General features: G+C 36.7%; 27 protein-coding genes and 1 pseudogene. 6 read left to right on the forward strand and 22 right to left on the reverse strand.

The features are described 5' to 3' along the window. Positions 1-4 precede the first annotated feature (4 nt). The 8 genes from CGSMWGV1500E_RS02430 to CGSMWGV1500E_RS02395 all read right to left on the reverse strand — a co-directional run bounded on the left by CGSMWGV1500E_RS02430 (position 5) and on the right by CGSMWGV1500E_RS02395 (position 9,445). Complete coding sequence (locus CGSMWGV1500E_RS02430) at positions 5-649, reverse strand: helix-turn-helix transcriptional regulator (RefSeq protein WP_004128450.1); 645 nt, start codon at positions 647-649, stop codon at positions 5-7. A 570-nt stretch (positions 650-1,219) separates the two neighbouring features. Then, positions 1,220-2,389: a M20 metallopeptidase family protein gene (locus CGSMWGV1500E_RS02425; protein ID WP_004128452.1), complete on the reverse strand. Its 1,170-nt coding sequence runs from the start codon at positions 2,387-2,389 to the stop codon at positions 1,220-1,222. 617 nt (positions 2,390-3,006) lie between these two features. Then, positions 3,007-3,945 (reverse strand): ABC transporter permease, encoded by a 939-nt coding sequence (locus CGSMWGV1500E_RS02420; protein ID WP_004128457.1) that lies wholly within the window; start codon positions 3,943-3,945, stop codon positions 3,007-3,009. After that, positions 3,942-4,721 carry a hypothetical protein gene (locus CGSMWGV1500E_RS02415; RefSeq protein WP_004128460.1) on the reverse strand — a complete coding sequence of 260 codons (780 nt, stop codon included), beginning with the start codon at positions 4,719-4,721 and terminating at the stop codon, positions 3,942-3,944. The genes CGSMWGV1500E_RS02420 and CGSMWGV1500E_RS02415 overlap by 4 nt, the downstream gene beginning before the upstream one ends. A gap of 10 nt (positions 4,722-4,731) precedes the next feature. Beyond that, a complete protein-coding gene (locus CGSMWGV1500E_RS02410) occupies positions 4,732-5,841 on the reverse strand; it encodes an ABC transporter ATP-binding protein (RefSeq protein ID WP_004128461.1) in 1,110 nt (369 codons plus the stop codon). A gap of 450 nt (positions 5,842-6,291) precedes the next feature. Further along, positions 6,292-6,741 carry a hypothetical protein gene (locus CGSMWGV1500E_RS02405; protein WP_004128462.1) on the reverse strand — a complete coding sequence of 150 codons (450 nt, stop codon included), beginning with the start codon at positions 6,739-6,741 and terminating at the stop codon, positions 6,292-6,294. Positions 6,742-6,977: 236 nt separating this feature from the next. Beyond that, positions 6,978-7,949: a Fic family protein gene (locus CGSMWGV1500E_RS02400; RefSeq protein ID WP_004128463.1), complete on the reverse strand. Its 972-nt coding sequence runs from the start codon at positions 7,947-7,949 to the stop codon at positions 6,978-6,980. 212 nt (positions 7,950-8,161) lie between these two features. After that, on the reverse strand, positions 8,162-9,445 hold the full coding sequence (locus tag CGSMWGV1500E_RS02395; protein WP_004128464.1) for a hypothetical protein: 1,284 nt from the start codon (positions 9,443-9,445) through the stop codon (positions 8,162-8,164). A gap of 500 nt (positions 9,446-9,945) precedes the next feature. On the opposite strand from CGSMWGV1500E_RS02395, the gene CGSMWGV1500E_RS02390 reads away from it, so the two are divergent. Further along, a complete protein-coding gene (locus CGSMWGV1500E_RS02390; RefSeq protein WP_004128465.1) occupies positions 9,946-10,356 on the forward strand; it encodes a hypothetical protein in 411 nt (136 codons plus the stop codon). A gap of 96 nt (positions 10,357-10,452) precedes the next feature. Here CGSMWGV1500E_RS02390 and CGSMWGV1500E_RS02385 read toward each other — a convergent pair whose 3' ends face one another. From CGSMWGV1500E_RS02385 to CGSMWGV1500E_RS02370, 4 genes are all read right to left on the reverse strand, one after another. After that, on the reverse strand, positions 10,453-11,406 hold the full coding sequence (locus tag CGSMWGV1500E_RS02385; RefSeq protein WP_004128486.1) for a hypothetical protein: 954 nt from the start codon (positions 11,404-11,406) through the stop codon (positions 10,453-10,455). A gap of 115 nt (positions 11,407-11,521) precedes the next feature. Then, positions 11,522-12,028 carry a GNAT family N-acetyltransferase gene (locus CGSMWGV1500E_RS02380; protein WP_004128489.1) on the reverse strand — a complete coding sequence of 169 codons (507 nt, stop codon included), beginning with the start codon at positions 12,026-12,028 and terminating at the stop codon, positions 11,522-11,524. Positions 12,029-12,522: 494 nt separating this feature from the next. Next, positions 12,523-12,819, reverse strand: a complete 297-nt coding sequence (locus CGSMWGV1500E_RS02375) for a type II toxin-antitoxin system RelB/DinJ family antitoxin (protein ID WP_004128492.1) — start codon at positions 12,817-12,819, stop codon at positions 12,523-12,525. A gap of 130 nt (positions 12,820-12,949) precedes the next feature. Continuing rightward, on the reverse strand, positions 12,950-13,384 hold the full coding sequence (locus CGSMWGV1500E_RS02370; protein WP_004128494.1) for a hypothetical protein: 435 nt from the start codon (positions 13,382-13,384) through the stop codon (positions 12,950-12,952). A 546-nt stretch (positions 13,385-13,930) separates the two neighbouring features. Here CGSMWGV1500E_RS02370 and CGSMWGV1500E_RS02365 point away from each other — a divergent pair. Together CGSMWGV1500E_RS02365 and CGSMWGV1500E_RS02360 are read left to right on the forward strand one after the other, a co-directional pair. After that, a complete protein-coding gene (locus CGSMWGV1500E_RS02365) occupies positions 13,931-14,179 on the forward strand; it encodes a prevent-host-death protein (RefSeq protein ID WP_004128496.1) in 249 nt (82 codons plus the stop codon). Continuing rightward, positions 14,176-14,553, forward strand: coding sequence for a type II toxin-antitoxin system death-on-curing family toxin (locus tag CGSMWGV1500E_RS02360; protein ID WP_004128499.1), 378 nt, complete (start codon positions 14,176-14,178; stop codon positions 14,551-14,553). Before CGSMWGV1500E_RS02365 ends, CGSMWGV1500E_RS02360 begins: the two co-directional genes overlap by 4 nt. 90 nt (positions 14,554-14,643) lie before the next feature. Here the strand turns inward: CGSMWGV1500E_RS02360 and CGSMWGV1500E_RS02355 are convergent, their stop codons facing one another. Then, a complete protein-coding gene (locus CGSMWGV1500E_RS02355) occupies positions 14,644-15,261 on the reverse strand; it encodes a DUF4097 family beta strand repeat-containing protein (protein ID WP_004128502.1) in 618 nt (205 codons plus the stop codon). A 467-nt stretch (positions 15,262-15,728) separates the two neighbouring features. On the opposite strand from CGSMWGV1500E_RS02355, the gene CGSMWGV1500E_RS02350 reads away from it, so the two are divergent. Next, positions 15,729-17,003, forward strand: coding sequence for an ATP-binding protein (locus CGSMWGV1500E_RS02350; protein WP_004128505.1), 1,275 nt, complete (start codon positions 15,729-15,731; stop codon positions 17,001-17,003). Between the two features lie 371 nt (positions 17,004-17,374). On the opposite strand, the gene CGSMWGV1500E_RS02345 is transcribed toward CGSMWGV1500E_RS02350, so the two are convergent. After that, positions 17,375-18,022: a zinc ribbon domain-containing protein gene (locus CGSMWGV1500E_RS02345; RefSeq protein WP_004128508.1), complete on the reverse strand. Its 648-nt coding sequence runs from the start codon at positions 18,020-18,022 to the stop codon at positions 17,375-17,377. 241 nt (positions 18,023-18,263) lie between these two features. On the opposite strand from CGSMWGV1500E_RS02345, the gene CGSMWGV1500E_RS02340 reads away from it, so the two are divergent. Both CGSMWGV1500E_RS02340 and CGSMWGV1500E_RS02335 read left to right on the forward strand, forming a co-directional pair. Beyond that, on the forward strand, positions 18,264-18,464 hold the full coding sequence (locus tag CGSMWGV1500E_RS02340) for a helix-turn-helix transcriptional regulator (RefSeq protein ID WP_004128511.1): 201 nt from the start codon (positions 18,264-18,266) through the stop codon (positions 18,462-18,464). 1 nt (position 18,465) lies between these two features. Continuing rightward, positions 18,466-18,915 carry a hypothetical protein gene (locus tag CGSMWGV1500E_RS02335; protein WP_004128514.1) on the forward strand — a complete coding sequence of 150 codons (450 nt, stop codon included), beginning with the start codon at positions 18,466-18,468 and terminating at the stop codon, positions 18,913-18,915. A gap of 89 nt (positions 18,916-19,004) precedes the next feature. Here CGSMWGV1500E_RS02335 and CGSMWGV1500E_RS06555 read toward each other — a convergent pair whose 3' ends face one another. The 8 genes and pseudogenes from CGSMWGV1500E_RS06555 to CGSMWGV1500E_RS02305 form a co-directional block, all read right to left on the reverse strand. After that, on the reverse strand, positions 19,005-19,103 hold the full coding sequence (locus CGSMWGV1500E_RS06555; RefSeq protein ID WP_415692680.1) for an IS3 family transposase: 99 nt from the start codon (positions 19,101-19,103) through the stop codon (positions 19,005-19,007). 317 nt (positions 19,104-19,420) lie between these two features. Then, entirely contained in the window at positions 19,421-19,600 is a 180-nt protein-coding gene (locus CGSMWGV1500E_RS02330) for a hypothetical protein (RefSeq protein ID WP_004128517.1), read from the reverse strand. A gap of 486 nt (positions 19,601-20,086) precedes the next feature. Continuing rightward, positions 20,087-20,698 carry a CadD family cadmium resistance transporter gene (locus CGSMWGV1500E_RS02325; protein WP_004123508.1) on the reverse strand — a complete coding sequence of 204 codons (612 nt, stop codon included), beginning with the start codon at positions 20,696-20,698 and terminating at the stop codon, positions 20,087-20,089. Positions 20,699-21,147: 449 nt separating this feature from the next. After that, positions 21,148-21,462, reverse strand: a pseudogene (locus CGSMWGV1500E_RS0106085) (hypothetical protein); the annotation flags it as partial. 3 nt (positions 21,463-21,465) lie between these two features. Then, entirely contained in the window at positions 21,466-22,269 is an 804-nt protein-coding gene (locus CGSMWGV1500E_RS02320; RefSeq protein WP_004128523.1) for a KilA-N domain-containing protein, read from the reverse strand. A gap of 25 nt (positions 22,270-22,294) precedes the next feature. After that, complete coding sequence (locus CGSMWGV1500E_RS02315) at positions 22,295-23,200, reverse strand: BRCT domain-containing protein (RefSeq protein ID WP_004128525.1); 906 nt, start codon at positions 23,198-23,200, stop codon at positions 22,295-22,297. A 163-nt stretch (positions 23,201-23,363) separates the two neighbouring features. Beyond that, positions 23,364-23,585, reverse strand: coding sequence for a hypothetical protein (locus CGSMWGV1500E_RS02310; protein ID WP_004128528.1), 222 nt, complete (start codon positions 23,583-23,585; stop codon positions 23,364-23,366). A gap of 265 nt (positions 23,586-23,850) precedes the next feature. Continuing rightward, positions 23,851-24,129 carry a hypothetical protein gene (locus CGSMWGV1500E_RS02305; RefSeq protein WP_004128533.1) on the reverse strand — a complete coding sequence of 93 codons (279 nt, stop codon included), beginning with the start codon at positions 24,127-24,129 and terminating at the stop codon, positions 23,851-23,853. Positions 24,130-24,240 lie beyond the last annotated feature (111 nt).

Raw genomic sequence — 24,240 nt, forward strand, 5'->3', positions numbered from 1 at the left:
TTTACTACTTATTACGAAGCAAACCAACTTTCATAAATTCTTTATCTCCAATACGGAACTTTTTACTATTAAACGCCACTCCCATAATTCTGCTAATAATATACTCATCGTTTATAAGCACGAAATACTGCTTATCTTTTTTATCCACCAAATAATACTGATCAACCCCAAGAGTGGAGACAGCTTTACTGAAATCATATATGCCAAACAATGGCAATCCTCCAAGGAGAGTAGAAAACCATCCAACAAAATTATCCACTATCTTCTCAGATGAACTGTTATAAGTTTTAACAACAGTTAGCATATTGATTTCTGAGTCAGGATATTCATCTAGAACAACCTGCTCTTTAATTTTCGACTTCTTAAAACTGCTCAACCTACCGTCTAAACCATATTTATTGAGATTAATAGGCTTCTTAGTAATAGAAAAATCAACGCTATTGTTCTCATCTAAAAGATAATCAACACTCACGCTTAAAGCAGATGCAATAAATTTCAGATTCTCGATATCCGGCAAACCCCGATTCGTTTCCCATTTTGCTACAGCAGCACGAGATACCATCAATAATTCCGAAAGCTCCTCCTGCGTCAACCCGGCTTCCAGACGAGCCTTTCTAATTTTTTCTCCCAAAGATATAACACTACTCATGACAAAACTCCTTTCAAATCACTTATTACACATCATGAAATTACTTGACGGAAACCAAATTAGTATTGAAACATTTGATTTAGATACCGCCTAATTACAAACTAACAAATAATTTACAACGGAAAAAGAAACAAGGTGAAACACTATAGTTACCAACCGTAACAGCATAAGAATGCAAATAATGTAGGGAACTTTTCTACGATTATTGCGACGGTTTGTTCCCCAAAACATACACAATCGAATTAATATCACTCGAGTGAAAACAGCCAAAACACGCTCAAAAACCGCACCAAGCCAGCCTACAGTCACCAATAATTAAACCTTTTAACGATATACCCTGTAAACCCCTGCTACACAAGGGCAAAAATGCACTCGGCTACTCAAAAGCCTTTGACATCAAGCAAACGCTCTCCACGTAGCTTGAGTGGTCATTATTCCGAAGCAAATAAAAAAAACAGCCCATAAAAGAGCTGTTTGAGTCATGCACTGACCTCCAAAAGTTGAACCAAGAAATCCAACTTTTGAAGGTAAGTGCAAAGTGGTCAAATCTTAAGGCCTTTTTAATGCAAATTAGTTGTTGTTTAGCCAGTTGACAACGGCTGTAAGCATTAGCCCCAGCCCAATTGGCATCATATTCTCGTCAAAATTCACTCCAGGATTGTGGTGGCTAAAGTTGTTGTCCGGCAATTTGCAATTTACACTGAAATAGGCGGTTGGAACTTTTTCAGCCACAAGAGCCATATCTTCGCTTGCCATTATTTTTGTGTCAGGAATAAGTTCGCCATCAAAATCACTATTTTTTATATAGCCCACAATTTCTCTTGTGAATTCCGGATCTGAATAAAGGCTTGGAACTCCGGTGAAGAAGTCAAGATCGATTTCAGCTTTGGTTGAGATCTTTAATCCTTCAATAATTTCCAGCATTCTTGATTTTAATTTATTTCTAACCTCCGGATTGTATGCGCGAAGTGTTCCTTGCATTTCTGCAAAAGCCGGAATAACATTTGAGTTTGAACCGGCACTTAGCATTCCAAAGGTCAATGTACTCGTTTCTTGAGGTGGACATTCGCGGGCGATTAGCTCTAAGAAATTTGTGTAAATATTGACAGCTACATGTATCGGATCAATCGTAGTGTGAGGATATGCGCCATGGCCGCCTTTACCCTTAATTGTAATTTTGAAGTTATCTGAGCTTGTAGCAAAATAGCCTTCATTGTAACAAATTGAACCTGTTTCTCCGTCAAGACCTGTGTGAAGTGCAAGGGCCCTATCCACCTGAGGATTTTCTAATACTCCGTTCTCAATCATCATTTTAGCTCCTGCAAAAATTTCTTCAGCAGGTTGGAACATAAATTTTACTGCGCCTTTGAAATGTGCCTTTTCTTTTAATAGAGCTTTTGCAGCAGTTAAGGCAATAGAAGAATGGAGATCGTGGCCACAGGCGTGGGCAGTATTTCCGGTTGATGCAAAGGGCAAACCACTTTCTTCATTCATTGGAAGGGCATCCATGTCTGCCCTAATCATAATGCATTTTCCTTCACCTTTTTCACCTTGAATAAGGGTAGATAAACCGGATGTACCATATTCTTTTACTTCAAGACCAAGTTCTTCGAGCTCACCCTTTACATATGCCTTTGTTTTTGGTAAATCCAGTCCAACTTCAGGAATTTGATGCAAGGCTCTTCTTTTTTCAATTAGCTCACCTTTGTATTCTAAAGCTTCTTTAAAATAATCAGTCATAATTCATTCCGCCTTTTTCCCATCGCCTCGACTCGACCTGCACGGATATCTGCGTTTTTCGTAGTGCGATCCGGTGATGCTGCATTTTCTTATATGTCTTGCCGTACACCTCTATCGTGCGAGCTTCCATCACAGGTTTTCTTTTTCCTAATAATGCCTGTAATCAATATACCAATTGATATTCCATATAATATACCAATTGCTAAATCACTTATGTTAGATATTACATTTAAAACTATTGCCAAAACTAGAAATAACATTCCTATCAGTACATAATTATTTTTATTTAATTTCATCTTTTTAGCCTCACTCAAGTTCTAATTTGTTTTTAATATATAACCCTATTATGCCAAGAATACTCAAGTCTTTAAATTAGAACTTATCAAACTCAGCTTGACTTGCGAGAACTCCTAGTATAGCTACACTTTTTTGAGTGCACACTATGGATATTTGGTGCACTTTTTAACGATAGGAAAAACTATCGTTAAAAGGTTTAAGATTGGCTTAATAGTTTGCTGAGCAATCTTACGCAATAATCAACATGCCACTAGTCTTACACCCACTCTCCATACGCGAATTTAATCTTTATATAATTAACTAAATCCCATATTTATCAGCTAAAACCCTATATTTGTTAAAGTACCTTTATGCTGTTGAACCGCCACACCAACATTCCATATGATCACACCAACAATTGCCCACAACGCACCAACAACAAGAATCACAAGTATCGATACACCAACATTTACAGAACCATCAACTATACTACGAGATGCTTGAGTAACATGAGTTACTGGAATCACATATAACACGTATTGCATCATCTTAGGAAATACGCTAATTGGAGCAATCACACCACAAACAATAGGAAGTATTGCACTAAGCGCGTTAGAAATAGTATAAACATCATTCATCATCATGCTTATAGCAGCTATAGCGATACCAAATCCCGTAGAAACAACAGGAACAATAAGGAACAACAGCATCAACGCACTCATATTAATCACAAAGAAAGCACTTGGGCTTACTACAAGCATTGTTATGAACAAAGTCACAGCATCACTCACTAAAGAAATAGTCACGAGCGCAATAATACGACCGAACCATAATGGTAATGCAACTTTCGCGCTTGTAAGCACGAATGGTGTCGTGCCTTCAAAACGATCCCATGCTAGTGCTTCTGACACAGTCATACTTGTGGAAATAGAACACGCACCCATCACAGCAGCAAGAGTTGAAGCAATCAAACTATGATTAAAACCAGCGCTAGTCGCTACACTAGCTGCTCCATTGAATCCTCCGCTTACAGCTCCAGCTAGAAAAACGTATAAGAACGTGGATAAAAGAGGCTCAATAATCATACGAATAACAGCAGTATTCCAACTATTTAAGCTAGGTATACTCTGTATACTCACTCTTGCACCAGTTCGTATACTAGATAACACGCTCACGTGACCATACTGTGAATATTGATTATATTGATGCAATCTAGCGCACTTACTATTTTGAATAATTTTATTTCGCATAGTTTCAACCTGATTATTATTTCGTATCATATTATGTTCAAACTTCCATTAAGCGTTGCAAGTCGAATAGCATGACGTAACATAAAACCTGCAATAACAAGCAGAACGCTGGATAATACAACACATAACACAATTGCTAACACAGTAGTAGCATTAAACGCTTGCGCATGAGACACCCACACTGCAGACGTAAGCGGATGAATAAACGCAATAATGCGAGCAGGCAATGGCATTGATTCTACAGGGATCACTATTCCACAAAGCATCCATACAGGAATTAAAATCAAACCTTCATAAACTGTAGCTTTACGGCATAATACAAAAATTCCAGATAATAATGCAGCAGAAGCTACGCAAGCAAGCATAGAAAGTAAGTATCCAACTAGCTGCGTGAATGTTATCATAAAGAACCCATGGCAGAAAACAGCCACTGTAATAATCGCAAGCGGCATACCAATGCACCCAAGTAAAGCTGCGGATCCTACAATAGGAAGAAACACTGCAGAAGGTGAGATAACACTTAAAGTTAAATATTGTAATGTTCCTAAATAACGCTGGTATCCAATAATTCCAACAGCAGTAGTTGTAGCAGACCATAATCCAGCTATAGAAGAATCAACCCAAATATTATTAAGACAATTAGCACAATTATGAGAAAAACCATAGTAGGCAACAATTTTCATCAACGCAAAACATACTGGAGCAAGTATCGCATTTTGCAAGAAAAACGTTGTTTTCGCTAAGCTTTTAAGCTGAAACCACATGCCACGAATCACAGAAGCGTATGAATGAGTAGAAGTATTCATATTAAGCCTCCTACTTACTTAATGGGAGTGAGGACGGCGAAGAAGACAGCGTAACAGCAGAAGTAGAAGTAGAAGTATTTGACGCAGAAATATTATCATTTTGCACAATAGCAAGATACGTTTCTTCCAAACTTGCAGCACGATCACCTAAACGCGTAATCCCATCAACAGAAATTTTAATATTTCGTTCTTGAGATAATGTTTTACTCCACGCGATAGTAATATTTAACACTCCGTGTGATTCAAAAACATCACACCACAACACTCCATCAAGTTTTTGCAATTCTTCCTTAACACTAGGAGTTCCGCTTGATGCTTCACCGTCATACGCGTACATTGTTACATGATCAATATGCTGCAAAGAAGCCAACTGCTGCACACTTCCCTGAGCGATAATATTACCGTGATTTATTACAGCAACAGTATCAGCTAATTTTTCAGCCTCACTCATCTCATGCGTAGTTAGCAAAATCGCTATTCCTTGATCTCGTAAAGCATGAATAATTTCACGTACTTTCCTAGCATTTTCAGGATCCAAACCAGTGGTAGGCTCATCTAAAAGCATAAGATCCGTTCTAGCAACCAGCGATCGAGCAATATGTAATCGCTGCCACATTCCCCTTGAAAAAGTTTGAACAGCATCATGAGCTTTATCAAGTAAATCAACTTGCTCAAGAGCATCGTGAATACGCTTTCCTTGCTCCCTATATGGAACAGCGGAAAGATCCGCAAAATAACGAAGATTATCTAATGCACTTAACTTTTGATAAAATCCTCGCTCACCTCCAAGAAGTAACGACACGTGCTTACGTGCTTCTCGAGGATTACTCACAGCATCAATACTGGCAATACGAACACTACCACTATCAGGAGCTAACAACGTGCCAACAATTTTCACGGTAGTTGTTTTACCTGCACCATTAGGGCCAAGCAAGCAAAATATTTCACCAGAATGAATATCAAAAGATACGTTATGTAAAACTTGGCGAGTTGTTTTCTTACGACCGAATCCACGAGAATAAGATCTTGTTATATTATCAATACGCAATATTAAGTTGCTAGATGACTGCTTATTATTGTTATCGCGACTATTAGTTGCATTTTCTATATTATTATTCATTATTATTGCTTCGTTCTTACGTGTTATTAAAGCTTAATTCTTACTTTTATTAAACCTTAATTCTTACTGTTATTGAATAAATTTCAACAATGAAAATCAGTTAGTCAGATAAGAAAAGATAACGCTTGCTTACAAGAACGATAAGAACACGCAAAAACATGCAAAAAACGTGCAAAAACCACAGAAAAACCAGCGCGCATGTGCAAACATAATGACAAAACATCATGTGCAATGCGTGTTTAATACTGCTAAAGAATATGTATCTTAAGCTGTTTTATGTGCTTTTATATGCCTTTCAAACCGTTCTTAAGACTAGCTATCATTTGGGCAGTCATAGCGCAACACCTCATAAACTTAAATGTGCTTTACGTGGAAAATTATATGAGCATTCCGCAAAAAACTCAAATATAAGCAATCACAAAACATTTGTTTAACATTTGCAAAATATTACTATTTCTTCTTATAACCTATAGCAACATTACCTGTTTTATTAATCCCTGGTATTTTAAGAACACAAGAGCTTGACTTACAAGAGCCTGGCTTGTCTTTTAAATCAAATTTCCCAACTAAAAATAAAGCTTTAAGTCCTGAACTAGGCAAATTAAACTGTGAGTCAACTAATTTGATGGGCTTATCTCCAAGAGTGACTTTAGACAAATCATAATGAGAATCCAGAATATCTCGTGACACAAAGAGATACAACTCATCTTTGTTCATATAGTTTTCTGGTATACGAAACTCTTCCCGAGACACCGCTACTGTTTCCCAATGATACGACGCAAGCTCCGCCTTCTCATCATCGTCGGAACATCCAGCAAGAGAAAAGAGAGAACCTAGCAGCAGAAGCATAACAAGACAACTTTGAAAAATGTTTTTACAAAAAATAGTTTTACTTCTCATAACACTACTAGCCTCCTTTTCGTTAACACCACTTTGTATCAAATGATTATAAAACAGATTATTAAGTAAACAAGATCTCCTATTCGCTCTGATTACTGTAATAATCTTAATAAATATCCTATTTTTTTATTAATTTGTCTAGACTATCGACACTAATTTCTTCATTTACTAGCAAACTATAATTTTCATAAACAGCAAGATTCGAAGAAACAGAAGAACCAACATAATCACGCGGTTTAATGCCTCCAACAATATTCCCTCATAAACGAAGCAATCACCTGCAAATCTTCACCCTCATAATACTCAACAAGCAACTTCTTAAACTCAGGAACCTTATTTTCTGGAATAACCAACAAGCCTTTACCGTGAGAAATCAAATAATGATTCGCAAAAATCACAGAAGCCCTCTTATTCCCATCTAAAAATATCTGCGACTTCATACAATAAACGCATAATTCAATCGCAATATCAATAGGCTCTTTCCTTCCAACTCTACCTTCAACATTCTCACTATCTTCCTCACTTTCAACAATATTCCTTATTTTTTCTTTAACATCTATTTCATTAGGAATAGGCGGAATATAAGTAGATCCACCAATCGCAACAGGAACACCCCTAATACGACCGCCGTCTAAGAAAAAACCCTCATTAACAAGCTTCGCTATATGACTGAGCATGTAATAATCAGACCTGCTTAATACAACATCCTCGTCTAAAATAAACTCCCAAGCATGCTTCAAATTCAAGATTTTTTGAACGTCACTCGCAGAAACACCAAACACTTTCCCGTTATCTATAATCTCTTCAGTTTGAGGAAAAGTAGTAGCAACACCTTCCAAAACCGCCTGATCGTAAATATTCGCCTTTAAGTTAGCCCTTGCAAAAGCAATATTGTTCACCAAATCAGCAGATAACTCACTATTAGAATATCCGGCATTCGCAAGCTGCCTTACTACAGCGCGAAGTTCCTTACGCAATTGCCTAGATTCACTTGCATTGCGAAGAAGAAGATTATACAAATCGTCCGAATACACACCAACATACGTGGACGTCAACTTTCCCGAAACACGCTTTCTGGTGTATAAATATTTACCATCTCCACGATTTTTGATTTCAGGAGTACCATCATACGCAAGCAAACTCAAGCGAGCATTAATATCAGCCTTTTTTCTAAGCAATTCTTGCACATCATCATATTTTGCAGCCATCTTCACACTCCTTTTTCACATAAATTGGGGAACATTTACTTAAATAAAATACCGTTTTGTTCCCCAATAATCAATAATGTAGGGAACTTTTTTACAATTTTTACACCGTTTTGTTCCCCAAAATATAAGCAACTAGAGCACACAATTATGGATGCTACTATCTAGTAATCTTCCGATAGTCTTATATTCCTACATATAACCAATCAACCCTACTACCAATATGACCTACTGCTCTTTGCAATTAGCCCAGTGCTATATTCATAAGTATAGGTGTTCTGCATACAAGCATCACTCGGCGACCAGCTTCCATCTGAAGATTTTGAAGCCTTAAACAGAATATAAAGACCACATTTTCCATCCTGAGAGTCCCTGTTATACTGCAGATAGGTAATGTCCGAACGGCTTTCACTCAGAACAAAATACATATCCCCCTTGGCGGTATAGTTCTCCTTGAACGCAAAGCCTTTCGCCGCAAAATACTTATCAAATATCTTAATCGCTGCATTTCTTTCCCTCTTTGATTCTAAATCACGCTCAGCGGCATCATGCAAATCGTAATTTTTATCTGGCTCTTCAGCCTTTAATCTTGCATCTTTTAATCTTGTATCTTTCCTGTTATTACGATCAATTCTACTACACCACTCAGATTCACTTATTTTTGGATCAGTATCACTTGAATCTTTCATTGGCCGAAGATACTTAAGGAAAAATGGGCCTTCAGACTTATAAAGATAATACTCAAAAGGAGCATACATATCATCCACGTGCTCTGTGTACGTACCATTATCATTTTGTTTCACAGAATATCTGCCAACAATAAACAAAACGTCAAAAAATCCAAGACCTAAGATAATCAGCACACAAAGCAGAACATGTAGACAACGAAGTACAATTCTTATACCTATCTTCCGTACGAGTGAGATAAGATAAAGATTATAGAAGACACATACAAGAGAAATCGTAATCATCCAAACAACTGGCATTGCCGCGCATATAACATACGCCCAAGTCTGCAAAAGCCACTGATTTGGAAGACGTACCGCAGTTATTCCAAAGAATGCAGTTAGAATACCACTTAACACAAAAAAGCAACAAAGAATCAGCGAGATTCTACCCTTCCACCGTTGCTTGCCATAGCTAAGAAAAGATTTATTACGCTCTACATTTGCACTCCTAAAACGACTATGTATATTGCGCTGCCAAATAACACAAATAACCCAAATAAGAGAAACTACAACAAGAAGCAGAATTGCAAAACAATAAGTGATCCATCCAAAAAGCTGTAGCTTATTGAACGCCATAAAAACAGTTCCAATAATCATTAAGATGGAAAAGATTTCCGCACTCGGCTGCAAAACCTTATACTTGGATGATCCCTTATTTGCACTGCGAAGGTTTTCACATATTTGCTCATGTGATTCACAATATAGAGGATTTTTCTCATCTGTAGGAGTATGTTCCTGCTTTTCTTTCTCTTTCGTCGACGAATCTAACATTTTTCTATCCCTACATTCTGTTTCCTATATTGCGCTTACGATTTACAATTGTTCTAATTATTCCAGTTGCTTAGCCTGGTCTCTTCTAGCGTAAATAATCGCGAGTATTTGAACTTCTTTTCTACTCTCATCAAAGCATTAAACGTTTTCTCATCCATATAAGCAAGCATATTCGATACGCAATATTAAATATATTAAAGACGCTACTTCTATACGAACCAATACTTATGACACATCAAATCGTCAAAATTTCTCTGAACTTTATGTCATGCTCATAAAAGCAAACAAAATCTCGCTTATCACACCTACGCTGCCTTAGTGAAAACGGTACAGTATTTACCCAAGCTCCTTAAACCCCGTCTGCCAATGACCGCTAGATTTTAATCGGATATGATTATCCCAACTTTCCAAGTAAGATAAATTAACGTAAAATGAGTGAAAAATAGTCTGTCTATGACAGTAGGCATCCACTTGACTATATAAATTTAAGGAGGTTAGTTATGAAGAAATCTGTATATCAAGCTATACGATTATTCCTTTTTTCATTATTACTCCCTCTTTTAGGACTTATTATCAATTCTCTTAAATCACTCGATTGGGAAATTGTTTATGACTCACCCTTTTTACTCATTGTTATAGCTCATGCACTTGGTTTAACAAAAATTCTTCTTTACTCGATTGTTGTCAATCAAAAAACACTCGAAAACTTAGGAGTTTGTAAAACCATCGCTATCGCGCTTATCGCCCCTGCTATTGATTTATTGATATTACAAGAGTCTCCTCGGCAATTGGGTAGTAGCTGGACTTGCACGTACATTACATTTTTTATTACTCTTGAATGTATCCCAACTATAATTCCAATCATTGTTAAAGAGTTTTTACGAAGAAGAAACCAAAAGCACAAAGCCTAAAATACACCCACCTAATCAGACCTTAACATCAACACAACGCTTTCGACGTACGTAGAGCCCTTTGCTCAAAGAAGAAGAAAACAGTTTTATAAAATCTTATGCGGCTACTGCGGTTCTTCTCCATGGATGATGCTTTATAACGAGAACAATATTGGTAAGCACAATACCAACGACTACGCTTACCCACACCAAGCTCGGTGTAAGCAGCCAAGCGAGAACACCAAAGATCAGCAGTCGAAGCAGTACAACAATAACCAAGAAAGGCCAATTTTTTGTTAGGCATTTCTGTTGATCAGCCTTCAATGCGCCCATCAGAACCATAACCGCAGACGCCGCGCAAGAAAATAGCATATTGCCCAAGAATATGACGAGTAGCGTTCGCCAGCCAGCGATACTACCCAGCATCCACCATTGCAGCATCAATGCAAGCAAAAATGTAACAACAGCATATACTGCTTCCATCAGCATATTCGCAACAATTAACGAGGAGAATGTTAAAGACGTACCTCCAGGAGTGCCTGTTTTACCTGCACTCGCATGCTGTAATGCAATCTTGTTTCTCACCTCGGCGCGCTTTACGCGTTCTTCTTCAAGCATTTGAACGCCAAGCTCAACCGATTTCTTTGAAGCTTCCTGTAATTGCACATCCGTCATACCTGGCTGCCAAGGCTTTTCAAAAACAAACAGCAACACACTAGTAATCGCTGCACCAATAATAATGCTTAGCAGCGTAGTATTTGAAACAAGCAATAAAGCAATACCAGAAGTCACCAGAAGCCTGAGCACAAAATCGATGATTCCAATAAGCAAATACCCGTCATCTGGTCTGCGATGCCTATACCACTGCAGATACGCTGCACTTAGCAGCGAAAACACCACAACACTCAACGCGAGTATGACCACAGTTTCCCAACCTAGTACGCGGTGGCCTACGAACTGCTGTACAAGCAGCGCAATAATAAGAGTGCAAACGCCAGCAATAGTTTCTATAATCACATTATCCCAAAAAGCATGCTTGAAAAGAACTGGCCTCACATTCATCTCACTCATCATCTTTCTCCAGAAAATGCAATCACGGAATATAGTGCTTTGATTATACAAAATGTCTAAAAATTGTCCTAATCCACGATTGAGTGGTCAGTATAGATAAAATTTAATATTTTTCCTATATATTAATCCAATACCTTCTTGTTGTAACGTTTCCTCTTGATAAGCTATTTTTCACTTTATTTTCTAAAATTCCACCATTATTTTCTATAACTCGTATCGAGCCAATATTGTCATCATCGCACGTAATCAAAATTTTATGCAGATTCAAAGTCTCTTTACAATATGTAAGTGCCATAGAAAGCATTTTTGTTCCATAGCCCTTCATACATTCAGACTGTCTAATCTCGTACCCTATGTGACCACCATAGTTAATTAAAAAAGAATTTAATTCATGCCTAATATTAATTTCACCAATAAATTTTTCATTATCTATCAGCCAAAATGTAGTAGCTTTAACATAATTTTCAGGCAAATTTATACCATGCTCATAGTTATAAGAACTCTCTATAATCGTCTCAGGGTGTATAAAACGTCTTTCTGCATTCGGCCTAAAAATTTCATCTTCTTCATTAGCTTCTATATAACCTTGGATATATTTACTATCTGGTCTAATTAGTCGCATACGTGCTCCTTATTTTTAATATGCAATTCTAATAAGATTGCAATTCTAATAAGAATGCAATTCTATTAAAATTAGAATCCATAATAGTCTGTTTAGCTTTAATAGTATTACTATTAAAAAAAAACCATACATACAAACTTTATTAAAGAAAAATTTTTTATTTTTCCAATAAGTGCAAGCTTTTCGCATACATAAAATTTTTCTTTTCCATAAATCACAGCTTCTACTAGAAAAATAATGTATGATACAACCAAATATACAAACAAAAAAGTGGGTGCACTTTTTAACGATAGGAAAAGCTATCGTTAAAAGGTTTAAGATTGGCTTGATAACAACGTTTACATTACAATTGTTCCAGTTGATTAGCCTGATCTCTTCTCACGTAAATAACCGCGAGTATTTGAACTTCTTTTCTACTCTCATCAATACAAAAATAAACGTAATAATTTTTTACGCGTATTCTTCTAAAACCAAGCTCACACCACGGCTGCTAATCAACGTTCAAGCTCTTCAAAAACATCATCTATCGGATAACTATCACCGCGAACCGCCTGATCATAGCCTTTAGCCATCAACGCGTTAAACGTTTTCTCATCCATATCATCTTGCGCCGGAAGCGACTTCGGAATAGTAAGCGAAAACGGAATACCCTTATTAAGAATGATTTGACGATAAAACATGTCAATAGCAGTAGCCCTAGGAACTCCAATAGTTTCCAAAATCTTCTCCGCCTGCTGCTTAATATTTTCCTGTATTCTCACATTCACATTCGCTGTTTTAGTAACTGCCATATCAATCAACCTCCATACACACATCATAAAATACTGTGTCGCATATTGCAACACAATTTACATGAATAGGATTCCTCGACTGATATAAACACTTTCAACATTCACACTAAGCATTTAGTGCAAAATACTACTATTTCTTCTTATAACCTACAGCAACATTACCTGTTTTATTAATCCCTGGTACTTTAAGAACATTAGAGCTTGGCTTGTCTTTTAAATCAAATTTACCAACTAAAAATAAAGCTTTATACCCTGAACTAGGCAAATTAAACTGTGAGTCAACTAATTTGATTGGCTTATCTCCAAGAGTAACTTTAGACAAATCATAATGAGAATCCAGAATATCTCGTGACACAAAGAGATACAACTCATCCTTATTCATATAGTTATCTGGTATACGAAACTCTTCTTGAGACACCGCCACTGTTTCCCAATGATACGACGCAAGCGCCGCCTTCTCATCATCGTCGGAACATCCAGCAAGAGAAAAGAGAGAACCTAGCAGCAAAAGCATAACAAGACAACTTTGAAAAATGGTTTTACAAAAAATAGTTTTCCTTCTCATAACACTACTAGCCTCCTTTTCGTTAACACCACTTTGTATCAAATGCTCATAAAACAGACTATTAAGTAAACAAGATCTACCATTCGCTCTGATTACTGTAATAATCTTAATAAATATCCTATTTTTTTTATTAATTTGTCTAGACTATCGACACTAATTTCTTCATTTACTAGCAAACTATAATTTTCATAAACAGCAAGATTCGAAGAAACAGAAGAACCAACATAATCACGCGGTTTAATGCCTCCAACAACATTCCCTCATAAACGAAGCAATCACCTGCAAATCTTCACCCTCATAATACTCAACAAGCAACTTCTTAAACTCAGGAACCTTATTTTCTGGAATAACCAACAAGCCCCTACCGTGAGAAATCAAATAATGTAGGGAACTTTTTACAATTTTTATACCATTTTGTTCCCCAAAACATAAACAACTAAATCGCATATAGACTATATGTCATTTATAAAATGACTCTCAAAATACTTAGGATTTATTTATCCTAAAATATATGCTATAATTCTCCTAAAAATGGAGGTTATACATATGAATGTAAATACAGACACACTTGTTTCTATTTCCGAAGCAAATCAAAACTTTTCTAAAGTTGCGCGACTTGTTGACACGTACGGATCAGCTGTTATTTTGAAAAACAACGCTCCTCGCTATGTAATTTTAGAATTCCCAAAAGCCAAAACTGAAAAAGTTACTGTTCCAGCAGACGATGAAGTTATGGCGTTATCCAACATGTTCATCAAAAAGAATAAAAAAGTCTATGAGGAACTTGCCAAATGAAGTATTTAACACGAGAACAGGTGATTAAACTTCACCAGGCTCTGATTGAAACAAGCGGCGGTTCTTCAGGTATCCGAGATGTAGGAATGCTTGATTCTGCATTAAAGACTCCACTGCAAACATTTGACGAGAATGAACTTTTCCCATCTGTATTAGATAAGGCAGCACGTCTAGCTTTTGGTCTTATAAAAAACCACCCTTTTATAGATGGAAACAAGCGTATCGGCACACATGTCATGCTAATCTTTCTGGCACTCAACAACATTATGTTGTCTTATAAAGATGAAGAACTGATCGATATTATTCTCAAAGTTGCATCAAGCAAAGCAAATGAAAATGACCTTTACACTTGGATTAAAAACCACCAAGCCTAATACTCCAACATTCCGAAGCATTTTTAGAATATGCCAAACTCTATTTCGTGCGACTAGTCACAGTGACGGACACAAAACACCAAAACAGTATTACTTCACTACAGCTTTCCCATTCGAGCAATGCACAACGTAGTGAGCACATGCATCTGTTTTGCGCCCAAGATTATTACAACTAAGGTTAGCTTTATGCTTATCAGAAACCTCGCTAATACCATTCTCACAAACTACTTCAAGACATGCATCCTTAGGTATTTCTCCTTCTAAAACACTCGTACCATTTAACGTATCCACCATGCAAGAAGCAACAGCCTTAACATTATTCGCCACAGCAGAACCATTAAGACACTTTAGAAAAACATCATTCGCCTGAACATTTCTTGCTTCCACCCTGCCGTTATGAACTTCCGCATAAATCTTGTCAGCTTTAATATCTGTTACTAGTACTTGATTCGACTCAGCTTCAATCTCACAAAAATCAACACTCTCTGGCAACGAAACAATTACCTCAGGACTGCCTTTAGCAAGCCAATGCAACCAGTAAAAAGCCGATACTTTCTCTGTTTGAACGAGCTTTATACCATCTTGATTTTCATCAATCCCAAACACGTCTTTTTCACAATTAACATAACTAATACTAAAAGAATCAGCCCTTCTAACCGTTAAGCTAACATCTTTCGTTTTTGCTACAAACTTCCTACTATTCACCACTTGAACAACTCCCTTGTTAAATATCTTGGTTATAGGCCAAAATCAAAAGACCCGACTTGGTCCGCATTGTTAAGAGGCGCATCGGGTACTGTTAATTACATACGCTACACCAATGAGAGTATTTTATTAAATCTTTCAAACTAACACAAATTTTTTCTTTCTAACAAGATTATTTAGTCTTACACTCACCTTCATGAACACAAACAAACGTCAGAACGAAAACGCAAACTATCACAGCGCACTAAATATCTTGCCCTTTATGACTTGATGACATGTATTTCACGCACCGCGCTTTCCAATCATCCTCACTGATGCCGCCAAACATCGGAACAGAATTTCGCCAATCATCGGAATGAAATCCCGACAATCGTCGTAACAAAAACTCGCCAATCGTCGGAAAATAATGATAGAATTCATAGTTATTATTAGAAAATACGAGCATACTTAATTGAAATACGGTGACACAGTTGAAAAAATACAGGAAAAGAATTGCTGACGATATTTTAAAAAGAAAACTAGAAGGCAAAGGCGCGGTACTGATTGAAGGTCCGAAGTGGTGTGGGAAAACCACTACTGCAGAACAATTTGCAGCAAGCGTTTTATATATGGACGACCCGGAAAAGAAAGAACAGAATATCGCTATGTCGGAGCTACGCCCAAAGCGATTACTGAAGGGAGTTACCCCAAGATTAATTGACGAATGGCAGCTTGCTCCAAAACTTTGGGATGCAATACGATTTGAAGTTGATCACCGCAGTGACCTTGGGCAATTTATACTAACCGGCTCCGCCGTTCCTGCAAACACTACAGAAATTACCCACTCTGGTACTGGACGCTTCACATGGCTAACAATGAGGCCAATGAGTTTGTATGAATCCGGTGATTCAACGGGCGAAGTTAGCTTGAAAAACCTTTTTGCAGGAATTAAGAGTATTGAAGGCGATTCAAACTTGAGTATTGACCGCCTATCTTTTCTTACATGCCGTGGAGGATGGCCACAATCAGTGGACATGCGCGATGAAATTGCTTTAGATCAAGCTGTTGATTACTATGATGCTGTTGTACACTCCGACATTAATCGTGCAGATGACGTACAAAAAGATGCTGAAAAAGTTAAGCGTCTTATGCGCTCATATGCAAGGAATCAAGGGGCACAAGTACCAAATACTGTGCTTTCGCGGGATATTTCTGCTAATGAAGATAAGCCAATTAGCGAGGAAACCGTTGCGTCGTATGTTAATGCGCTTCGCAAAATATTTGTTGTAGAAGATATGCCTGCTTGGAATCCAAATCTAAGATCAAAAACTGCCATTCGTTCATCCAATACGCGTTATTATATCGACCCATCTATTGCTGCAGCTGCTTTGGGAATTGGACCAAAAGACTTGATAAACGACTTAAATACTTTCGGTTTTCTATTCGAAACACTTTGCATCAGAGATCTGCGAATTTTTGCAGATTCTCTAGGTGGCGAGGTTTACCACTACAGAGATAAAGGCGGACAGGAATGCGATGCAGTTATTCATTTAAGAAACGGTAAATACGGTCTTATTGAAATTAAACTCGGAGGGGAAAAGCTCATTGAAGAAGGTGCAAAAAGCCTTAAAGCAATGAAAGAAAAAATCGACACCGATAAGATGAACGCACCGTCCTTCCTTATGGTTTTAACTGGAACAGGCGATTTTGCGTATTGTCGCAAAGACGGTGTTTGCGTAGTTCCTATCGGTTGCTTAAAAAACTAATACGAAGTCTTGCATAACTACAAACACTAAAAACCTTTTAACGTTTAGCCTCGCTAAGACTTACTACAAAATGTACAAAAACACTACAACAGGATGCAAGCACAGTGAAATCAGCAAAATGCCATTGCAGTTTAGTGCGATTTGCAAAGAAGCGCCACTGATTCTGTATGGATTGAGAGAACTCCAAGTATATTTACACTTTTTTGAGTGCACACTATTGATAGTGGGTGCACTTTTTAACGATAGGAAAAGCTATCGTTAAAAGGTTTAAGATTGGCTTAATAGCTTGGTTTTTGAGCATAAAAACAGCCTAGAGGAACTCCCCTAGGCTAGATTTGGTAACGTTTCAAACGCTAACAGTCTTTTGACTTTTATGATGCTCTTTCAACGTTCACGCTAATCTCTGATTTAAAAGTTATACTGAACCTGTCCTCGTAAACTTTTATTTTCTTGATGTACTTTCTTACCAGCTTCTCGTCATACTCACTAATATCGCGACGCTCACTTTTCAGAAAATCTTCCATTTCTCTGATTCGTCTTTTAGCATCTTCTTGACCTGCTTTTTCTATAAGAAGCTGCTGTTTCTTAACTTTAAGCTCATCAATCTCGTTGGCAGTTTTCGTGTAGTCTTTTTTAGCTTTAAGCAAGGTTAATAGTATCGCTTGTTGGTCTGCAATTCTTTTATCAACCGTTTCAATCTCGTTTAAGTTGTTGCCTGCGATAATTTCTCTAATATTGTTATTCAACGTATCCAATACTTCATCCGATATACTAAACACCTTGTTTATGGCTTTCACTATGGCAGATTGTAGTTCGTTCTCTTGTACTGTCGGAGCATCGCAAGCACTAGGACCGTTTTCCACTCTGGTGCAACAACGCCAGACAACAGAATGCACTCCTCGGTTGTTCCAAGCAATTCTTCTGTAAACATCCCCGCATTTAGAGCAAACACATAGGCTGGATAGAGCGTACTTACTGGAATAAACTCTCCTTTTTTTGTTCTCCTCACCGCTAAACATGTTGGCTCGTCTTAACATTTCTTCTTGAACTTTAAAGAAAATATCTCTTGGAATAATAGGCGTGTGGCTATCTTTTACATAATATTGTGGTTCTGTTCCATCATTTTTTATACGAACATGGTTGATAAAATCTGTCGTATTTTTAGTTTAAGAAATTATAAAAAAGCAAAGTACGCTTGACAAAAAAAGCAAAGCGAGCTATACATTATATGTAAAGTGAGCTTGCTGTTGGAGGAGGAAAATGAAAAATGCAATTTCTCAATTAAGAAAACAGCATAAAATAACTCAAGAAGAATTGGCAAATGAAGTTGGAGTTACAAGACAGACCATAACTTCCATTGAAACTGGGAAGTATATAGCGTCACTGCCGTTGGCTTTTAAAATTGCTAAGTTTTTTGATACAAGTATTGAAGAAATATTTAGCATAGAGGAGGACGATTAATATGAACAAATTAGAAAAATATAAAAAAGAAATAGGATTTAGAATTACTATTTTAGTCTTATTATGTATGGTTGCCTTACTCGCAGTTATTATTGGAAATTTTTACTTAAAATATAAATTTCCATTAAAAGAAGATGTGACAGATTATGTAGTAGTATTTTTTATTGGACTTGAACTTGTATCTGTATTCTACATGTCAATGCTTGGTAGAGCATATAGAAATAGAGATATATTGGAGAAGATGCATACTAAAGAAACAGATGAGAGAATGATATTAATAAGGATGAAGTCAGGATCAAATATAATACCTATATTTTCAATGGTTATTGTAATAGTTTCTTTATTTGTAGCATATGTAAGTTATGAAGCCTTTTTAGCGTTAATAATAGTTGCATTTGTACAAATAATATTTTCTAAATTATTAAAAGTATATTGGTCAAAAAAGATTTAAAAATATCGTAGTAAAGGTATTAGACGATAGACAGTTAAAACTCTATCGTCTTTTTAGGGTTATAGGTCAAACGGGGCTTAGGACAATTTTTAGACATTTTGTGCAATCATAGCACGATGTTCCATAATTGTCTTTCCACTAAGACTTATTTTAATTCTGTGATTGTTGTAAAAATCAATATAAGACATGCATTGATGGATATCCTAATACTCTTAATGTTTTACTATAGGATTTATATTTCTTGTAGGTTTGTATAGCATGTTTCTTTTGAGCTTCTGTATAGATAACTTTCATTGTGACTTTCAGACTCCTTCCATTTTGTACAGAATTTTGTCCTAAGCCCCTTTTGGCCTATAACCCGATTACCCTAACTAATCACCGGCTAAACAGGACGGACATTGAGCCTGACTTTAAGATTCATAAAAAGAAGTGACTATTACTGACAGAGATCAGTAACAGTCACCCAACGTGAGATATTCAACTATTGACTTGAACCAAACAAAATTCAATCAGTCTTTCGAAGGACAGTCTTAAGCGAGATCACTGTGACACCAATAGCAAAAGAGGTAAAACCAATTCTAATAGCAAGTGTGCCATCCCATATTAAGGCAAGCAGCATCGCGATTAAGGCAACCGTCAAGCCGAATGTCGCTACTTCACGGCAAAAACGAACTAGCTTGTCCATTCCAAAACCTCCTCGTGCACATACTAATAATCAGATTTCATTTTACAATTTGAGCTATATTTTACCACTTCACAAGGTGGGTGCAAGGTGGGTGCAAAGTGGCGAATCGACTTGCATGAGCGATTAAATATAATTCGCGAATGCACTTCGATTCGCTGAGCTTGCTCAAAGTTGAAAGCACAGTGTGCTTTCAACGCAAGCGAAGTACGTTAACATCCTGTGCACTCGACCCTACACCGTTGATATCTTCCCTCAAACAGCCAAACTGCGCTCAAAAACCGCGAGAACCCAGCTTAAAGCCACTTCGCATTAAACCTTTTAACGATAGACCCTGCAAACCCCTGCTGCACAAGGGCAAAAATGCACCCACCTAATCAGCCTACTGCATCTTATAGCACGGTGAAGCGCCGTGACGGTGGGAAGCACCACTTATTTTCTCGTTTGAGTTTGAACATAAAAATAGCAGATAAAGGGAAGGAAATGAATTTACACCACTTTTAGGACTTGACCTATGAAATAATTAATAGTTCCATTTTCAATCAATATATAAAGACCGAGTCCAATAAACACGACAGGTACAATTATTTTTTCGTACTTTTCCACAGTCTCTCCGATAGCAGAAATTGAGGCGAGATTTTGAGATAATTTGCATAGAACCAAAATCCCTAAGGCAAATATTACTAAACTTATACCAATCTCAATCAAACTCTTTCCTGTAAAATAAGGGATATAAATTCCTAAATTATCTCCACCCATTGCCACTGTTAAACTTGTAAATGCTAAGATTTTTGATCCATTTCCGGTAATTTTCCCCTCGATATCTTCTTCATCAATATCTTCATCCACAAAAATTGCTCTTATACCAAGACCTAGCGGAATTAGACCAAGGAGTCCGATAATCCAATCTTGTGGAATAAAATTTAAAAAGTAAGCGGCAATAAGACTAGCCAGTACAAGCAGTCCTGTACCTAAATACTGCCCTACATAAATTGATTTCAAACCTTTCTTTCCTTGACTAGCGAATAAAATAGTCAAAACAACTAAGTAGTCAATGGATGTAGAAACAAAAACTAATAAAGCGGATACTATTGTTTCCATTATTCCTCCTTTCAAAATGTTAAATTTTTTAGACAAGGGGGTGCAAAGTGTGTGCACTTTTTAATGTTAACATCCTGTGCACTCGACCCCAGAGCGTAGACATGTTCCCTCAAACAGCCAAACTGCGCTCAAAAACCGCAAGAACCCAGCTTAAAGCCGCAGTGCGCTAAACCTTTTAACGATAACCCTCGCTAAACCCTGCTACACAAGGACTAAAACGCAGCAACTAGACTGCACGCATAGTAGATGTCATCAAAACGATATCTTGATTAAGTGCGATTTGTAAAGGAGCGCCACTGATTCTGTATGGATTGAGAGAACGGGTAGTATAGCTACACTTTTTTGAGTGCACACTATGGATACTTGGTGCACTTTTTAACGATAGGAAAAGCTATCGTTAAAAGGTTTAAGATTGGCTTAATAGCTTGATTCTTGAGTGCAAAATATTACTATTTCTTCTTATAACCTACAGCAACATTACCTGTTTTATTAATCCCTGGTACTTTAAGAATATCAGAACTTGACTTGTCTTTTAAATCAAATTTCCCAACTAAAAATAAAGCTTTAAGTCCTGAACTAGACAAATTAAACTGTGAGTCAACTAACTTGATACGCTTATCTCCAAGAGTGACTTTAGACAAATCATAATGAGAATCCAGAATATCGCGCGACACAAAGAGATACAATTCATCTTTATCCATATAGTTTTCCGGTATACGAAACTCTTCCCGAGACATCGCTACTGTTTCCCAATGATACGACGCAGCTTATTGCAATTTTTTAATTGATTCACTTTCAGATAGTATCCTCATTTGTTCAATAGCTATTGCATTTAATTTCTCCAATCTTTCAGATTGACTCATACCTTCATTTATAAATACAGCATTAAGATTCTCAAGATTAGAAAGGCAAACAAGCTGAGATATATCCGCATAATCTCTAATATTGCCTTTTAAATCCGGATTTTCATCACGCCACTCTTTAGCTGTTATTCCAAATAAAGAAACATTAAGAATATCCGCTTCATTTGCATAAATAAAATTGATTTTTTCTTTTGAAAGTTTATCTGGTACAAGTTTGTTCTTAATGGCATTTGTGTGAATTCTATAATTTATTTTTGCCAAATTTCTTTTAATATCCCATCCTAACTTCTTCTGTTCTTCTTCCTTTAAACGTTCAAATTCTTTGATTAAATATAATTTAAAGTATGGCGATACCCAAGAAGCAAACTCAAACGCTATATCTTTATGAGCATAAGTTCCACCATATCTTCCCGCTCTAGCAACGATACCGATAGAATTGGTTTTCTCCACCCATTGCTTAACAGATAATATAAAACGGTTAAGTCCTGCTTCATTTTTAATTCCCTCGAATTCGGTGGAATTAAAATTCGTGTTATACATTTCTTCCCAAATACCTAAAAACTCTATCGTATTCTTATTCCTAAGCCACTTTTCAATCAAAGCAGAACCGTTATCAATATTTCTAACCATATCCGTTAAAGAAATATAATCTCTATTGTCAATGGCAATAATGCTAATTTCTGAACCTTCAACATTTATTTTAGACACGTAATCACCTCTCAATCATCCAATTTCACTCATTTAACAAATCATAGAAAGTACGCTCATCAATAATTTCTATATCTTGCCCCTCAAGCTTGAGCTTTTCTGCTTTCTTATGCTTTGATGACTTCTCACCTTTAAGAATTGCATTGTAATCATTATCCCCAAGTATCAGATAGTTTGTTTGCTTAGTCACACTATTATCTAAGACACCGCCGAGATTCGCTACAATCTGCTGAGCATCCTTGCGAAGCATTTTCTCAAGCTTACCAGTGAAAACAACATGCCGATTATAGAAAAACCCATCTTTATCAACAACCACTTCATCAGGCTTAATTGCTTTGATATCTATCCCTTTACCACTGTGACTTCCACTGGCAGGCCATAAGTCTTCAATGACTAGATTCTTCTCAGCCATGCGTGTTTTAACAGCATCATATAATTCTTTCGTTGATGTGCAGTCTGATAAAGCACGGTGTTCATTATTGTGTAATCCTAAGTAGTCAGTTAAATCGGAGAGTCTGTGATGTTTCAGCTCAGGATACAGTTTTCTTGCAAATTGCATCGTATCCATATACCGGTTAGTCAGTTGTTCCTTAAAGCCTTCATTCAAAAAGCGCATATCAAAAGAAGTCCTATGACCAAGGATAATGTCATCACCTATGAACGAAAGCACAGACGTTTTCACACTGTCTATAGATGGCATACCTTCCAGCATGTCATTAGTTATTCCTGTTAATGCTGTAATAAAACCGTCTACTTCTATACTCGGTTTAATCAGCTGATCATAACGGTCTACTATCTCATTATTTCTAACTTTTAAGATACCAATCTCAATAATCTCATTATAATACGCAGAAAAGCCGGTCGTTTCGGTATCTAGCACACAGTAATCATCAATGAGTTGCTTAGTGTAATTTGAGTTTGAATTGGACATGAAAGCACCTCCTTCATCTATTGAAATGAGCTTTTACAAATTTATCTTCTAATACTCATTATATCTTGAAAGCTAAGTGCCTTAAACATAAAAACAGGTCGATTTTAATCCTCGACCTGCTGTTTTAACTATTATCCCACCCTCATATAAAAGTAACTCTCATTTAAATCTCATCATATTTCTTTTTTAATTTATCCATATTATCAAGGTCAATCCACTCCTCGCTAAAACCACAGGCAGTGCAAATATACCTATCAATAGGTACTGCCGACATAATTGTATGGCCAGTCATAATATTATTTCCAGTCCCATAAACCCCAGCAGATCCAGGCACAAATATAATTTCACTTCCCCCACACTTTGGGCATTTTTTCGTATTTTTCATAAATCCTCCTTTTTAATCTAATAATGTTCTTTTATTGTTTTGAAAAATTTCATAAAGATAGGAAGGAACGCATACCTATACATCAGGTATATATTTCTGCCAATTAAAAATTCTACGTGAAAAGAGACAGAACTACGCTGTCTGTCTGTCAAGGATTTTGTCAGTTTTTTCATGGCTTGCCAACCTTTTATGCTAACTTTTCTTGAGTTAATCATACAAGAAAAAATCTATATTGACTTGCCTTCATATATTGTATATTTGTTATTTACTCGTCTACTTTCATTACACTCCCATCAAGGAAGATAATATCAACCTTTCCATCTTGATGCACGATTAGATAGTAAACCATGCTAAGCCAGACGTTTTCATCGAACACTGTTAACAAGTCCTGTTTTTTCAAGTCCTCGATAAAATATTCAACTTCATCATGCCTCATTTGCTTGTCAACAATGCGAGCTTTTACTTCCTTAAGCCTTGATTCTACAGTATTAAACCTGTTCACTAGACTCGTATATTTTTTCTCATACTCATCCTGGTTCTGCAATTTCCGTGCATTTTCATTGATACAGTTGTTAATCTTTTAACGATTACCCTAACTAATCACCGGCTAAACAGGACGGACATTGAGCCTGACTTTAAGATTCATAAAAAGAAG

The organism is Gardnerella vaginalis 1500E (genome assembly GCF_000263595.1).
In the GTDB taxonomy this organism is placed as follows: Bacteria; Actinomycetota; Actinomycetes; order Actinomycetales; family Bifidobacteriaceae; genus Bifidobacterium; species Bifidobacterium vaginale_E.